This window comes from Flavihumibacter solisilvae (genome assembly GCF_000814475.1).
GTDB classification, from domain to species: Bacteria; Bacteroidota; Bacteroidia; order Chitinophagales; family Chitinophagaceae; genus Flavihumibacter; species Flavihumibacter solisilvae.
The window spans coordinates 176,510-191,336 of record NZ_JSVC01000002.1; the positions used below are offsets into that span (position 1 = coordinate 176,510).

The following is a 14,827-nucleotide window of genomic DNA, read 5'->3' on the forward strand; positions in this document are numbered from 1 at the left end:
TGCCGGGACAATTCCACATCCGAATTCGGTTAACTTTGAAACATATGCGCTACCTGGTCATCTGTTTCCTGCTTTTCTTCGGTTGTTCCGTAGCCCTCATTGCTCAGCCCATAGGAAGCTGGCAGGAGCACCTTCCTTATAACAGTGCCATTTCCCTTGCTGATGATGGAGAAAAGATTTACGCGGCAACTCCGTATGCGTTTTTTTCAGTCAACAGGCAGAATGACCAGGTTGAAAGATTCAGCAGGATCAAAGGGCTTGCTGAAACAGGTATGCGACTGATCCATTATGCCGGTGTGGGACAACTGGTTGCCATATACAGACATGGCAATATTGATATAATTGAAAATCAGGGCATCACAAATCTGCCGGCTTACCGCGATAAACAGGTCGATGCAGATAAAGTCATTTATGATATCAGCGGATCCGGCGAGAACTGCCTGCTCTCAGCGGGATATGGCATCATAGTTCTTAACCTGGTTAAAAAGGAAATTGGTGATACCTGGGTTATTGGCAACAATGGAGCATTTACAAAAGTCAATGCCGCGGTCAGGGCCGGAAGTTTTTATTATGCAGCTACACTTGAAGGTTTGAAAAAGGCGCCTGCTGCAGGAGTAAACCTTGCTGACTACAGGAACTGGCAAACGGTTTCCGGAACAGCCGGGTTACCAACGGGTGAAGTGCAAAGGGTCTTAACGGGAAAGGATTCAGTAATATATGTGCAGGCGGGTTCAACTTTGTATCGGCAGGGAGATGCGCAGTTTCAGCAGGTTTATTCAGATGACTGGACATGGAAGCATATTCAATGGTCCGGCGACCGCCTGCTGATCAGTCGGAGAAAAGGGAGTAATGCATCCATACAGGTGCTGTATGCGGACGGTTCAGTCGAGACGACTGTCAGCAACCCTATGATCCAATTTCCGTTCCAGGCCATTTATACAGGCACTACACTTTGGGTGGCAGATAGTTTGGCCGGACTGCTTGAAATGAACAATATTATTGTCGAGGCGATCGTACCTGGTGGACCTGGTTCAGTCGGCTCGGGTGACATAATTGCCGGCAGGGGCGATTGGTGGGCCGCTACAGGAACTTCGATCAGCAGGTTCAGGGATAATAACTGGACGGTTTATAACGGCGGTGGACAACCGATACCTGCCAGTTTCGGTCGCCCGGGTCCGTTAGTAATTGACAAGGGAAATGTTACGTGGAGTGGATCCGTTTCGGGTGGTGGTTTATTGCGGATCCATAATGAAACATTCACCCTCATGCCAAATGTCATTTCACCGGCAGCAAACGATCCCAATTCTTTCAGGGTAAAAGGACTGGCATCTGATAATGAGAACAATCTTTGGATAAGTAATGATGGCGCAGCGCAGGGCCTGGTGCTGTTATACCCCGATAACAGGGTGCAGAAATTCACGATCCCCTTTATGTACCGTGATTATGCTGTTGCTGATCTGATCATTGATGACCTGAACCAAAAATGGATGATCTCCCCTGGAAATGGCTTGTTTTGTTATAACGCGGGAGCTTCAAACGATAATACCGGTGACGATCAATGGAGGTACTACCGTGCCGGACAAGGAAACGGTAACCTGCCATCCAACAACGTGTTGAGTCTCGTGAAAGATGACTTTGGATTTATCTGGGTGGGAACCGACAATGGTATAGGAATTGTGCAATGTCCTGACCAGGTGTTTAATTCAACTGGTTGTGAAGCTGTTTTGCCGGTAGTACAGGCTGATAATTTTGCGGGTTACCTGTTTAAGGGTGAGGCTGTGCAGGCAATGGCTGTCGACGGCGCAAACAGGAAATGGATAGGTACAAAAAACGGGCTTTGGCTGATTTCCCCCGGGGGCGAAAAAACAATTTTGCGTTTCACTGTATCGAACAGCCCGCTTCTTTCCAATGATGTGCGTAAGATTGCCATTGACCCGGATGGCACAGTAGTTATTTCGACTGCTGAAGGAATCTGCAGCTACAGGGGAGATGCCACGCAGGTAAGTACGGGCAGCGGGAATGTATTGGTGTTCCCGAATCCTGTACCGCCTGGTTATAATGGTACGATTGCAGTACGCGGTCTTGTTACCAATGCGATCGTTAAGATAACCGAACTGAATGGCAGGCTGGTCACGCAGGGAAGGGCCAATGGCGGACAATTTACCTGGAACGGCCGCGATCTCAATGGCCGGCAGATCTCAACCGGCGTTTACCTGGTATTTACAACAGATGAGTCCAGGAAGGAACAACTGGTTACTAAAATTGTATTCATTCAACGATGATGAATCATACTACAAAAGGAATAGTGTTACGAACTGTAAAGTATGGCGAAACCAGTGTGATTGTTTCAATCTTCACTGAATTGTTCGGGCTGCAGAGTTATATCGTCAATGGTGTAAGGTCTTCTTCAAAAAAGGCCGGCACAAAAGCGAATTTGTTTCAGCCCGGTGCGTTGCTCGACCTGGTGGTATATCACAATGAACAGAAGAACCTGCAACGGATCAAGGAATACCAATGGAGTGTACTGTACGAACATATTTTTTTCGATGTATTCAAAGGATCGGTCGCCACCTTCATGGTTGAGCTATTGCAAAAATGCCTGCGCGAACCTGAACCCAATCCGGACATGTTCTATTTTGTTGAAGACGTATTGCTACATCTCGATAAGGCACCGTCTTCGGTTGTGGCTAATTTCCCATTATTCTTTGCCCTTCACCTGCCGGCCTTTTTTGGTTTCAGGATTCCGGATGAGTATAGTGTAAACCGTAACATTCTAGACCTTGAAGAAGGAATATTTGTGGCGCAGCATCCTGCGCACAGCTTCTATCTTGATGGACAATTAAGTGAAACGACTGCAACGCTGCTCCGCGTAATGCATCCGTCTGAGCTTGAGGATATCGGTCTGCCGGTTGCGGTACGTCGCATTTTGTTACAACATTATGAGAAGTATTACATGTTACACGTGCCGGAGTTCGGACACCTGCGTACGCTGCCTGTGCTACAGGAAGTGTTGGGATAACAGGCAATCTGATTAGTTTTGCACATTATATTTTTATGGCAGCCTCAAATGTCCTTATAGTTGATGATGAAGAAAAGCTAAGAAATTTGCTGAAGCGGATAATTGGTTTGGAAGGCTTTACCGTCTTTGAAGCCAATAACCTCTCGCAGGCAACAGCAACATTGAAACGCAACAGCATTGACATCATCTTATGTGACGTTAAACTTCCTGATGGAAGCGGAGTGGATTTTGTTTCTGAAGCCAGGTCGAAATATCCTGGCATCCCCGTCATACTTCTGACCGCATTTGGCAACATTCCTGACGGAGTGCAGGCGATGAAGAACGGTGCATTTGACTACATTGTTAAAGGTGATGACAATGAGAAGATAATTCCATTATTAAACCGGGCAGATGAGTTGGTCGCTTTGCAAAAGAAGGTTACCAGTTTAAATAACCGGGTTGGAAAGCTGCATTCTTTTGAAACAATTATCGGTAAGTCGGAACCCATCAGGAAAGCCATCGGACTGGCTGAGAAAGTTGCGCCAACTGACACGACGGTGTTGCTGCTCGGTGAAACCGGCACCGGGAAGGAAGTATTTGCCCAGGCCATACACCAGGCGAGTAAGCGCTCGAAGGAGTCGTTTGTAGCCATCAATTGCAGCGCTTTTTCAAGGGAACTGCTGGAGAGTGAAATATTTGGTCACAGGGCCGGCGCTTTTACCGGTGCGGTAAAAGATAAGAAAGGCCTGGTTGAAGAAGCCGCTAAGGGAACGCTTTTCCTGGATGAGATCGGGGAAATGCCACTGGAACTGCAAACGAAACTATTACGGGTTTTGGAGAACCGGGAATTCATCAAGGTCGGTGATACGAAAGTTATAAAAGCAGACGTCAGGATTATTGCTGCGACCAACAGGAACCTTGAGGATGAAGTGCAGCAGGGCAGGTTCCGTGAAGACCTGTTTTACCGGCTTAACGTGTTTTCAATCGGGTTGCCGTCACTTAATGAACGACGGGCTGATATTCCAGATCTCACTAAACATTACATTGCAGCGTTCTCAGTTATACTCAATAGTAAAATTTCCGGGGCTGACGCTGAGTGCATCCGGTTGCTGAAGGACCACAACTGGAAAGGAAATATCCGGGAACTTAAAAATGTGATTGAGCGTGCCGTGATCCTTGCCGCCGGTCCTGAATTAACTGTTAAGGACCTGCCTGCTGACTTCGATAAACAGGAGACGCGCCAGGCGACCGGTACCCTGTCTGCTTTTGACCTTGCAAGTGTCGAGAAGCTTCATATCCAGCGTGTACTTATACATACCGGCGGCAACAAAACTGAAGCGGCCCGCCTGCTCAACATAGGCCTCACTACACTCTACCGCAAAATAGAAGAATACCAGATCCAGGTTCCACACTAGTGATTTCACAGTGAAACAGTAGTGATTTGGGCATGAACGGTAATTCCTGGATCTGCATGAACGACCTGTCATTTTGAAAGGCAACCCTTCCATTTTGGAAGGGTTTTTTATTTATCCTTCCCCCCAATAGTAACTGCCCTTTTCGTTGGAATGCCCGTCAGTTAACGGTTTCATCAAAAACCTGTGAACAGCTTCGCTTCCGGCACCCCGTTTGGCTCCAGTATGGCAAATCATACAATAACCATTAAATGATACAAAAATGCTATTAGCTGTTCTCCTGGCTGCGGGACTGATATGTTTCGCGATCTTCTTTAAATCGATTGATTTCTTTGAAAAATTCTAATCACCATGTTCAACCTGTTATTCGCTATCAGCATCCTGGTTTTAATATACCTGGTGTATGTGTTGGTAAGACCGGAAAAATTTTAACCTTAAACACTCGTTACGATGAACACTGAAATATTGGGAGTGTTGGTTACGCTCCTTCTTTGTTTTTTGCTGGCATACCCACTGGGTAAATACATAGCCAATGTATTCCTGGGAAAGCCAACCTTTACCGACTTTATGCTTCCCCTGGAGCGGTTTATATATCGCGTTAGTGGAATTGATCCGAAAAAAGGGATGGACTGGAAGCAATTCCTGAAAGCTATGCTTACCATCAACATGTTGTGGTTTGTTTATGCTTTTTTATTGTTGTGCTTCCAGGGCAGCCTTCCGCTAAACCCCGATGGTAACGCTAACCAGTCGCCTGACCTGGCTTTCAATACTGCCATCAGTTTCCTGGTTAACTGTAACCTCCAGCACTACTCCGGTGAAAGCGGGCTATCCTATTTCACCCAATTATTTGTAATTACTTTTCTTCAATTCGTAACTGCTGCAACCGGTATTGCCTGCCTGGTGGCCCTGTTCAACGGTTTTAAGGAAAAGACCACCAATAACCTCGGAAATTTCTGGGTATACCTGGTACAATCCACCACCAGGATCCTGCTTCCTTTATCAATTGTTGTTGCGGTTATACTGGCTTTCAATGGAACTCCGGCCAGTTTTGATGGAAAGGATTCCATCTTAACCTTACAGGGCGACAGCGTACAGGTGTCACGCGGTCCCGCTGCCGGTATGATTGCAATAAAGCAGCTGGGTACAAATGGAGGCGGCTGGTTTGGAGTGAACTCGGCGCACCCCCTGGAGAACCCGAACTACCTGACGAATATCGTCGAAATCATCAGCATTGTGGTGATCCCGATCGCACTCGTTTTTTCACTGGGTTTTTACCTCCAACGGAGAAAGCTTGCGCGGGTGATTTTCGCCGTTATGACGGTCATGTTTATTGCCTTCTGTACGATCAATATCTATTATGAAATGAAAGGCAATCCGGCCATTGATAAGATGGGCATTGCGCAGAATGGTAGTATGGAAGGGAAGGAAGTCCGCCTTGGAGCAGCTGCTACAGCACTCTGGAGTGTGGCAACTACTTCCACATCCAACGGATCAGTAAACGGTATGCACGATAGTTTGACTCCTATGTCAGGGGCTGTGATAATCCTGGACATGATGATCAATGCCCTGTATGGCGGGGTGGGAGTGGGACTACTGAACTATTTCATCTTCCTGATGATAGCAGTCTTTATTTCCGGGCTTATGGTAGGAAGGACACCTGAATTCCTTGGACACAAAGTAGAAGCAAGGGAAGTGAAGATTACAGCTTTGGTTACACTATTGTCCGCCTTCCTGATAAAGGGTGGAACTGCCCTGGCCGCCTATTTCTATGCGCATCACCCTGAAATGGCGTGGGCAGTACAGCCCGGAAACTGGCTCAACAATCCCTCATATCACGGCTTCACCGAGATGCTGTACGAATTCACTTCAGCCAACGCCAACAATGGTAGCGGATTTGAAGGATTGGCAGATAATAACATCTTCTGGAATGTAAGTACAGGAATAGTGCTGATACTGGCAAGATACCTGCCTATTATCGGACCAATTGCAATTGTTGGTCTGCTGGCAAAGAAAAAATATGTCCCCGATTCAGCCGGAACACTTGAAGTTGACTCATACACATTTGGACTGATGACCATCGCTGTTATTATCATCATAAATGCCCTGTCTTATTTCCCGGCCCTTGCATTGGGTCCTATAGCGGAGTTTTTCAACCAATAGAATAGACCAATCAAACCTGTCAAGAAATGTCAAAGCATAAAAGAGCATCGAAATTATTTGAATCGTCACTGGTCAGGGAAGCCCTGAAACAGTCTGTATCAAAACTGAACCCACGGAAGATGGTACATAACCCCGTTATGTTCACCGTTGAAATAGGCACTTTCATAATGGCCGCAGTATGTATCTGGATTATGGCCGGAGAGAAGTCACAGGGCAGCCTGGGCTATAACTTTGCCATCTTCATCATCCTGTTATTGACCCTGCTGTTTGCCAACTTCGCCGAAGCGCTTGCGGAGGCCAGGGGTAAGGCACAGGCACAAAGTCTTCGTAAAACAAGGGAAGAAACTCATGCCAAATTGATTCAGCCGGTCGGTGAAATCTTTGTCAACGAAGTGAAAGTAGTTCCCTCCTCCAAATTGAGAAAAAACGATGTTTTCCTTTGTGAATCGGGAGATATCATTCCGATGGATGGTGAGATCATAGAAGGTATTGCCACAATTGATGAATCGGCTATCACTGGAGAGTCCGCACCAGTGATCAGGGAGTCCGGTGGCGACAAGTCATCTGTGACCGGGGGTACAAAAGTGCTGAGTGATAAAATCAAGGTACGTGTAACCACGGAGCCCGGTGAAAGCTTTCTTGACAAGATGATCGCGCTGGTGGAAGGTGCTAGCCGACAGAAGACACCAAACGAAATTGCACTAACGATTCTCCTGGCCACCTTTACGTTGATTTTTATCATCGTATGTGTCACGCTTAAACCATTTGCTGATTACGCGAACACACCTATTACCATCGCTGCATTTGTATCCCTTTTTGTCTGTCTTATTCCAACTACGATTGGTGGATTGCTGAGTGCAATTGGGATTGCGGGAATGGATCGCGCGTTACGTGCTAATGTGATCACAAAGAGTGGAAAGGCAGTTGAAACTGCAGGAGACCTCGATACACTGCTCCTGGACAAAACCGGAACGATCACCATCGGAAATCGCAAGGCAACTAATTTCTGGCCGGCCACCGGAGTTGATGCGAATGTGTTCATTGAAGCGTGTGTACTTGCTTCCCTGGCTGATGAAACTCCGGAAGGGAAATCAATTGTTGAACTTGGCCAGGTTAAAGGAATCAAAGCACCTGTGATGAAAAAAGAGGCAGTGACCTATGTGCAGTTCACAGCTGAAACACGAAGCAGCGGTATCGATTTGGATGGGCAAAAAATTCGTAAAGGTGCGTACGATGCTATCCGTAATATCGTGATAAGGGGCGGAAAAAATTTTCCTCCTGCTACTGAAGAAAGGGTTAACCTCATTTCATCGAATGGCGGAACGCCGCTCGTAGTTAGCCAGAATGACCAGGTGCTTGGCGTGATCGAACTGCAGGATATAATTAAACCAGGTATCCATGAACGTTTCGAACGTCTCAGGAAAATGGGTGTTAAAACTGTTATGGTCACTGGTGATAACCGGCTCACTGCAAAGTATATAGCTGAAAAAGCCGGCGTTGACGACTTCATTGCGGAAGCAAGGCCGGAAGATAAAATGAATTATATCCGCCATGAACAGCAGAACGGGAAATTGGTGGCTATGATGGGCGATGGAACGAATGATGCTCCCGCTCTTGCCCAGGCTGACGTTGGAGTGGCTATGAATAGTGGCACCCAGGCTGCGAAAGAAGCAGGTAATATGGTTGATCTCGATAATGACCCGACTAAACTGATAGAGGTTGTTGAGATCGGAAAACAATTGCTGATGACCAGGGGCACCCTAACTACTTTCTCGATTGCCAATGATGTTGCAAAATACTTTGCAATCGTACCCGCGCTGTTTATTGCTTCAATTCCTTCGTTGCAGGCGCTTAACGTGATGAACCTGCACAGTCCTGAAAGCGCCATTCTTTCTGCGGTGGTTTTTAATGCCATCATTATTCCGCTGTTGATCCCATTGGCGCTGAAGGGTGTAAGCTATAAGCCCATTGGAGCAAAGGCACTGCTGCGGAGAAACCTCTTTATATATGGTTTGGGTGGAATTATCATCCCATTCTTTGGTATCAAATTAATTGACCTCATTGTTACAATGTTTATTGCATGAAAAAGTATCTCATAACATCTTTAAAGCTGACAACTATTATGTTGGTGTTGCTGTCTGTTATTTATCCTCTCTTCATAGCCGGTGTAGCACTATTCGCTCTGGGAAAGGGAAAAGGAGAAACGCTTTCGAAAGATGGGAAAGTGGTTGGTTATGAAAATATTGGTCAGTCCTTCACCGAGGATCGTTACTTCTGGGGCAGGCCCTCAGCCGCCGGTTATAATGCAGCCGGCTCATCCGGATCCAACAAGGGGCCGACCAATCCTGAATACCTGAAAACTGTCAGCGACCGGATTGATACATTCCTTTTACATAATCCTGGTATTGAGCGCTCAAGGATCCCGGCTGATCTGGTAACCGCTTCTGGCAGTGGTCTTGACCCCGATATTTCACCGGACGGTGCCAGGGTGCAGGTTAAACGTGTCGCTGTCACCAGGCACCTCAATGAATCGAAAGTAGCGTCCCTGGTCGAAAGCCACATAGAAAAGCCTTTGCTGGGTTTCCTTGGGCCTGAGAAAATAAATGTATTGAAACTTAACATCGCCTTGGATCAATTACAATAAACAGAAAAACAAAAGATAAATGAAAAGAGCAGTGGTAGGCGCCTTTTTAATCGCAAGCCTGCAGAGTTTTGGGCAGGAAGAGCAAAAACCCTCTCCGTTTTCAGTGAGCGGTTATGTGGAAGCGTATTATTCCTATGATTTCAATAAGCCGGAAAACAATACCAAACCCGGATTCATGTACAGTCATAACCGGCATAATGAATTTAACCTTAACCTTGGTTTTATTAAGGGCAGCTACAATACAGAAAGAGTTAGGGCTAACCTTGCTTTGGCTGCAGGCACCTACATGAATGCTAACTATGCTGCAGAACCAGGCGTTTTAAAGAACATATATGAAGCGAATGCCGGTGTGAAATTGTCAAAAAAACAAAACCTCTGGCTTGATGCAGGTATTTTCACTTCGCATATCGGATTTGAATCAGCCATCAGCAAAGATTGCTGGACCCTGACCCGTAGCATTGTCGCAGACAACTCACCCTATTACGAAAGCGGTGCAAAGCTCACCTGGACTTCAGCTGACAGCAAATGGCTGTTGAGCGGACTGGTTTTAAACGGCTGGCAGCGTATTAACCGCGTAGATGGGAATTCACTGATGAGTTTTGGAACCCAGGTTCAGTTCAAGCCCAGCGATAAAGCATTGCTGAATTACAGTACATTTATAGGAACAGACAAACCTGATAGTGTAAGGCTGATGCGTTACTATCACAACCTTTATGGAATCTTCACTGCCGGTAAACTGGGTATAACCGCCGGTTTCGATCTCGGGTCTGAACAAAAGGAAAAGGGAAGCAGCAATATGAATGTCTGGTATACCCCGGTCCTGATCCTTCGTTATCCTTTGAGTGAAAAATGGACAATTGCTGCGAGAGGTGAATATTACAAAGACGAGAAAGGAGTGATTATCGCATCAGGTACAGAAAATGGTTTCCAGGCAGCAGGGTATTCCGTAAATATCGACTACGCACCGGTTTCAAATGCATTGATAAGGTTAGAGGCAAGATCGCTGAAGAGCAGGGATAATGTCTTCACAAAGCAACTGCAACCTACAGATGCGAATACTATGGTTACTGCATCAATTGCAGTTTCATTTTAACAACTAAAGGATCGCTTATGCCGGAAGAGAATGAAAGCGTAGAACATTTCCTCGAACTGATCCGGAAAAGACGGAAAGGTAAGTTCAAGATTTATATTGGCATGAGTGCCGGTGTGGGAAAGACATACCGCATGTTGCAGGAAGCCCAGACGCTCCTGCGAAACGGGGTTGACGTAAAGATCGGTTATATTGAAACGCACGGAAGAAGTGAAACCGAAGCTTTACTGGCCGGCCTTCCGTTAATTCCCCGCCGGAAACTTTTTTATAGGGGGAAGGAGCTTGATGAATTCGACAAGCAGGCAGTATTGAACCTGCACCCTGAGGTGGTGGTCGTCGATGAATTGGCCCACAGCAATATCGAAGGAAGTAAAAATGAAAAGCGATGGCAGGATGTGATTGAAATCCTGGATGCAGGTATCAATGTCATCAGTGCGATCAATATTCAACATATTGAAAGCCTGAATGGGGAAGTGAAATCAATAACCGGAATTGAGGTTAGTGAACGGATCCCGGACAGCGTGTTAAGGATGGCGGACGAAGTTGTCAATATCGACCTTACCGCAGAAGAGCTGGTCACCCGTTTAAAGGAGGGCAAGATTTATACGAAGGATAAGGTCGAAACCGCAATGCGGAATTTTTTTCAGTCGGAAAAGATCCTGCAATTAAGGGAGCTTGCTTTAAAGGAAGTAGCCTCGCAGGTTGAACGGAAAATAGAGACTGAACTGCCACGTTACCAACACCTCAGAAGTGAGCGGTTCCTCGCATGTATCAGCAGTAATCATGAAATCGCAAAGAAGGTGATCAGGAAAACAGCCAGGCTGGCAACCTATTATAATTCACGCTGGGCCGTATTGTACGTGCAGACTCCGCGGGAGGATGGAAACCGGATAGGCCTTGCTGCACAACGACACCTGATCAATAATTTCAAGCTGGCTACAGAACTTGGAGCAGAGGTGATAAAAGCAAAGAATGACAACATCGCAAGGGGAATAATCGAAGTAGCTGAGCAACAGAAATCGACTACCATCTGCCTGGGTAAGCCTCATTTGTCGTTGGCGGGCGTAATACTGAATACTGCGGTTTTCAACCAGTTGCTGAACAAATTATCCGCTGCAGATATTGATATTGTAATATTATCCTGAATTAATCATGCGTATCAAGACTAAATTATCTCTCGGGCTTGGGTTCCTGTTTTTGCTGATCCTGCTCTTCAGTGTCCTTAGTATTTTCCATATTAACAAACTGAAGAATGATGCCAATGTGGTTCTGAAAAACAATTACGAATCACTGGTTTATTGTAACAACATGCTAAGGGCGTCGGAGGAGCTTTCGTTGAATGCAAGCTCTCTGGACTTGTTTGAAAGCAACCTGGCCAAACAGGAAAATAATGTAACTGAGCCGGGAGAAAAGGAAGCCACGATGGCGCTACGGGTAGGCTTCGAAAAGTACAGGCAGAACCGGGATATAAATGAAATAAACGGTTTGAGAAATCATTTATACCAGTTGGAGGCGCTCAATCAACATGCTATTCAACGGAAAAATGAAATTGCTACAGGAACTGCAGAGAAGGCGAATATCTGGCTGTCGGTACTTTTTACCATTCTCACTTTGATTGCATTTTCGTTCGTGTTGAATTTCCCTTCTGTTATTTCCCGCCCGATCAGTGCCCTGGCCGAAGGAATTGCAGAGATCTCCCGGAAGAACTACAGGAAGCGCATTTATCTGAAGCAGGGCGATGAGTTCGGGGAACTTGCAGAAACTTTCAACAGGATGGCAGAGAAACTGGATGAATTCGAAAGTAGCAACCTGGCCAGGATCAAGTTCGAAAAGAAAAGGATTGAGACGATCATCAACCAGATGCGGGACGGGATTGTTGGGTTGGATGAACGAAAGCATATCCTTTTCTTAAATGAAGTTGCCCAGAAGATGATCGGGTTAAAGGAGCCTGAAATAGTCGGGAAATACGCTCCTGACCTGGCAGTGCACAACGACCTGATGCGGACATTGTTGCAGGAAAACGGAAGCAGTGAACTGAAGATCTATGCTGACGGAAAAGAAAGTTATTTCATGAAGGATATGCTGGATGTTAAAGACGAAGAGGAAATTGTGGGTCATGTTATTGTGCTTCGGAATATCACGCCATTTCATGAATTAAATGAAGCCAAAACCAATTTCATAGCTACAGTATCACACGAGTTAAAAACGCCTCTTGCCGCAATCAGGATGAGTACAAAGTTGTTGAATGACAAGCGCGTCGGAAGTACCAACAATGAGCAGCAGGAACTTATTCAAAGCATTGGTGATGATACGGACCGGCTTCTGAAAATAACCAGCGAATTGTTGAATATGGCACAGGTTGAAACAGGGAATATTCAATTGCGGATGCAGTCTGTGTCACCAAAAAAAATAGCTGAGAACGCAATCCATGCAGTAAACAGTTCTGCAGTACCGAAAGGAGTTAACATCAATTTCAATGAACAGCAACTATTGCCATTGGTTTATTCAGACGAAGAGAAAACGACCTGGATCTTGGTAAACCTGTTGTCCAATGCTATTCGCTTTGCACCTGATAACACTACGGTCGAATTAAAGATTACTGCTGAAAATGGTGAAGTGGTTTTTTCAGTGACCGATCACGGAAAAGGGATCGACGAAAAATATCAACCGCGCATCTTTGACCGGTATTTCAAAGTGCCGGGCGAAACGAAAAGCGGAACCGGTCTTGGACTGGCTATAAGCAAGGAATTCATAGAAGCACAGAATGGACATATTTCGGTTGTCAGCAATCCTGGTGAAGGCAGCACATTTTTCGTCAGGCTTCCAGCTGCGACAGATCGATAGGTTTCGTTCACCTGGTCGCGCCAACAATGTTTCCCGGATGTGCAGGCATTTAAGTTTGCAGGTAGGTAGGCAGTCTGAAAACTAAATTCTGGTTGAGAAAAACGAATTTTTAGTTGGGATTTTGCCGAATTACTTTTCTCCAACTTAAGCAGTTGCCCGATATTGCCAACCTTTATAAACTGATTATTCCGCTTTTCTGTCGGATTATTCCCTTTTTTGGTTGGTTTATGAAATAGTGCTTGTGTATTATTTTGCTTTTGCGTATAATGCTTCAGATAGGTAACCTGCCGGAAGCCGTCACAAAGCCGTGAGAGAGCCGTCTAGAAGAATAAACCAAGCATAAAAAAAGCATCCGGGAAGCTTCCTGGAAGCATGTTTGAAGCATGTTTGAAGCCATAATGAAGCGTCTCCGAAGCATGCCGGAAGCTACAAAAGTGCATGAACGACACATACGGGGGTGCATGAACGACACGCTTTTTGCCCAATTTGGTTGAATAATTTTACAGCCTCCTGATACTTTGTCCATTATTGATCTGGATAATTCCCGGTGTTTTTCCTGGTGCGAAACTTCCAAACCTGTCGCTGATTCCGAGCGCATTTGCTCCTTCTGATGTTGCCCAGGTAAGCAACTGTTCAATCGGTAATGAAGGGTATGCAGATTGGAGTGTCTTGATTTCTTCGAGTATACTTAACTGGGAATTGGAAGCCAGGCTGTCGGTTCCCAAAACTATTTTGCAACCATTGTTTATCAGCAGATCTACGGGAGGCATTGAATCATTAATATGCCGGTTGGCATTAGGGCATAGGCAAAAGTAGGTGTCGCTATTATGTTGTTTTATCTGGGCTATATCTTCTGCTGAAGTGACTACGTTATGTACAAGTATAAGAATACCATTGGTACGGAGATGTGGCAGAACAGCACGGATACTTGAAACGCCAGGCGGGATAAAAAAATCTAGATTCACCCCTAGCGACTCGAACAACTTCCGGAACCCGCTGTCGCCGGTCAGGAAAAAATCATTTTCATCCTTGCTTTCCTGGTTATGCATAGTTATCGGCAGTTCCGGTGTAGATGCACTGATGTAATTGAATAGCGCAGGTGAAACGGAATACGGCGCATGTGGGACGATGGTTGTCGGGCCGGTATCGGCCATTTGCCTTGCCACTGACTCCGCTATCGAAAATCGGCCGGCAGCTCCAGCCTCAACAAATCCGCTGACCTCGACGAAGTTGTGATAAAAGAGAAGTGGTTTTCTTTTCTTCGTCAATGTATCTGTGGTGTTGCAGATATCGCCGACTGCAACAATGCCCGTAGCCCACATCTGGTGTTCTGCATGTGTAATTGCGTCCTGTATTCTTTCTGCGCCTTCCCCCCGTCGCTGCATTACATCCATCAGGAATGGTACCATGCCAGTGCCTTCAGGGATGACAGCTTTAAGATGGCTGAGTTCAAGGTGGCAATGACAGTTAACAAATCCCGGGCTGATGATGCCTTCAACAAACTGGATATCACTTCCTGCATCAGCTTCCGGAACAATTCCTTCCACTTTTCCGCCTTCATCCGTAACCAATACGGAATCATCCGGGGCAAAGCCTGTCCCCGTAAACAACTGCGATCCCCTGAATTTTCGAAATCCCATCCCTTAATTGAGTTAATTTTGCCCGCCGAAGCTAATTAT

General features: G+C 45.9%; 11 protein-coding genes. 10 read left to right on the top strand and 1 reads right to left on the bottom strand.

The window, feature by feature from the left end:
• Positions 1-44: 44 nt before the first annotated feature.
• The 10 genes from porZ (at position 45) to OI18_RS02670 (ending at position 13,148) form a co-directional block, all read left to right on the top strand.
• On the top strand, positions 45-2,282 hold the full coding sequence (gene porZ, locus OI18_RS02630; protein ID WP_039136882.1) for a type IX secretion system anionic LPS delivery protein PorZ: 2,238 nt from the start codon (positions 45-47) through the stop codon (positions 2,280-2,282).
• A complete protein-coding gene (recO, locus tag OI18_RS02635) occupies positions 2,279-3,019 on the top strand; it encodes a DNA repair protein RecO (protein WP_052272809.1) in 741 nt (246 codons plus the stop codon). The genes porZ and recO overlap by 4 nt, the downstream gene beginning before the upstream one ends.
• A gap of 35 nt (positions 3,020-3,054) precedes the next feature.
• Entirely contained in the window at positions 3,055-4,413 is a 1,359-nt protein-coding gene (locus OI18_RS02640; protein ID WP_039136885.1) for a sigma-54-dependent transcriptional regulator, read from the top strand.
• Positions 4,414-4,761: 348 nt separating this feature from the next.
• Entirely contained in the window at positions 4,762-4,842 is an 81-nt protein-coding gene (locus OI18_RS25180) for a potassium-transporting ATPase subunit F (protein WP_072038937.1), read from the top strand.
• An 18-nt stretch (positions 4,843-4,860) separates the two neighbouring features.
• Complete coding sequence (kdpA, locus tag OI18_RS02645) at positions 4,861-6,570, top strand: potassium-transporting ATPase subunit KdpA (RefSeq protein ID WP_039136887.1); 1,710 nt, start codon at positions 4,861-4,863, stop codon at positions 6,568-6,570.
• Between the two features lie 26 nt (positions 6,571-6,596).
• Entirely contained in the window at positions 6,597-8,654 is a 2,058-nt protein-coding gene (kdpB, locus tag OI18_RS02650) for a potassium-transporting ATPase subunit KdpB (RefSeq protein ID WP_039136889.1), read from the top strand.
• Positions 8,651-9,214, top strand: a complete 564-nt coding sequence (locus OI18_RS02655) for a K(+)-transporting ATPase subunit C (RefSeq protein WP_039136890.1) — start codon at positions 8,651-8,653, stop codon at positions 9,212-9,214. Before kdpB ends, OI18_RS02655 begins: the two co-directional genes overlap by 4 nt.
• A gap of 19 nt (positions 9,215-9,233) precedes the next feature.
• A complete protein-coding gene (locus OI18_RS02660) occupies positions 9,234-10,307 on the top strand; it encodes a porin (RefSeq protein ID WP_039136892.1) in 1,074 nt (357 codons plus the stop codon).
• Positions 10,308-10,324: 17 nt separating this feature from the next.
• Positions 10,325-11,449, top strand: a complete 1,125-nt coding sequence (locus OI18_RS02665) for a histidine kinase (protein ID WP_039136893.1) — start codon at positions 10,325-10,327, stop codon at positions 11,447-11,449.
• Between the two features lie 7 nt (positions 11,450-11,456).
• Positions 11,457-13,148, top strand: coding sequence for a sensor histidine kinase (locus OI18_RS02670; protein WP_039136895.1), 1,692 nt, complete (start codon positions 11,457-11,459; stop codon positions 13,146-13,148).
• 500 nt (positions 13,149-13,648) lie between these two features.
• Here the strand turns inward: OI18_RS02670 and OI18_RS02675 are convergent, their stop codons facing one another.
• Positions 13,649-14,788: an amidohydrolase family protein gene (locus tag OI18_RS02675; protein WP_052272810.1), complete on the bottom strand. Its 1,140-nt coding sequence runs from the start codon at positions 14,786-14,788 to the stop codon at positions 13,649-13,651.
• Positions 14,789-14,827: the final 39 nt, after the last annotated feature.

What these genes read in the sequence shown, in the direction of transcription:
- porZ (WP_039136882.1), top strand. Translation starts at nt 45, where the DNA reads ATGCGCTACCTGGTCATCTGTTTCCTGCTTTTCTTCGGTTGTTCCGTA.
- recO (WP_052272809.1), top strand. Translation starts at nt 2,279, where the DNA reads ATGATGAATCATACTACAAAAGGAATAGTGTTACGAACTGTAAAGTAT.
- OI18_RS02640 (WP_039136885.1), top strand. Translation starts at nt 3,055, where the DNA reads ATGGCAGCCTCAAATGTCCTTATAGTTGATGATGAAGAAAAGCTAAGA.
- OI18_RS25180 (WP_072038937.1), top strand. Translation starts at nt 4,762, where the DNA reads ATGTTCAACCTGTTATTCGCTATCAGCATCCTGGTTTTAATATACCTG.
- kdpA (WP_039136887.1), top strand. Translation starts at nt 4,861, where the DNA reads ATGAACACTGAAATATTGGGAGTGTTGGTTACGCTCCTTCTTTGTTTT.
- kdpB (WP_039136889.1), top strand. Translation starts at nt 6,597, where the DNA reads ATGTCAAAGCATAAAAGAGCATCGAAATTATTTGAATCGTCACTGGTC.
- OI18_RS02655 (WP_039136890.1), top strand. Translation starts at nt 8,651, where the DNA reads ATGAAAAAGTATCTCATAACATCTTTAAAGCTGACAACTATTATGTTG.
- OI18_RS02660 (WP_039136892.1), top strand. Translation starts at nt 9,234, where the DNA reads ATGAAAAGAGCAGTGGTAGGCGCCTTTTTAATCGCAAGCCTGCAGAGT.
- OI18_RS02665 (WP_039136893.1), top strand. Translation starts at nt 10,325, where the DNA reads ATGCCGGAAGAGAATGAAAGCGTAGAACATTTCCTCGAACTGATCCGG.
- OI18_RS02670 (WP_039136895.1), top strand. Translation starts at nt 11,457, where the DNA reads ATGCGTATCAAGACTAAATTATCTCTCGGGCTTGGGTTCCTGTTTTTG.
- OI18_RS02675 (WP_052272810.1), bottom strand. Translation starts at nt 14,788, where the DNA reads ATGGGATTTCGAAAATTCAGGGGATCGCAGTTGTTTACGGGGACAGGC.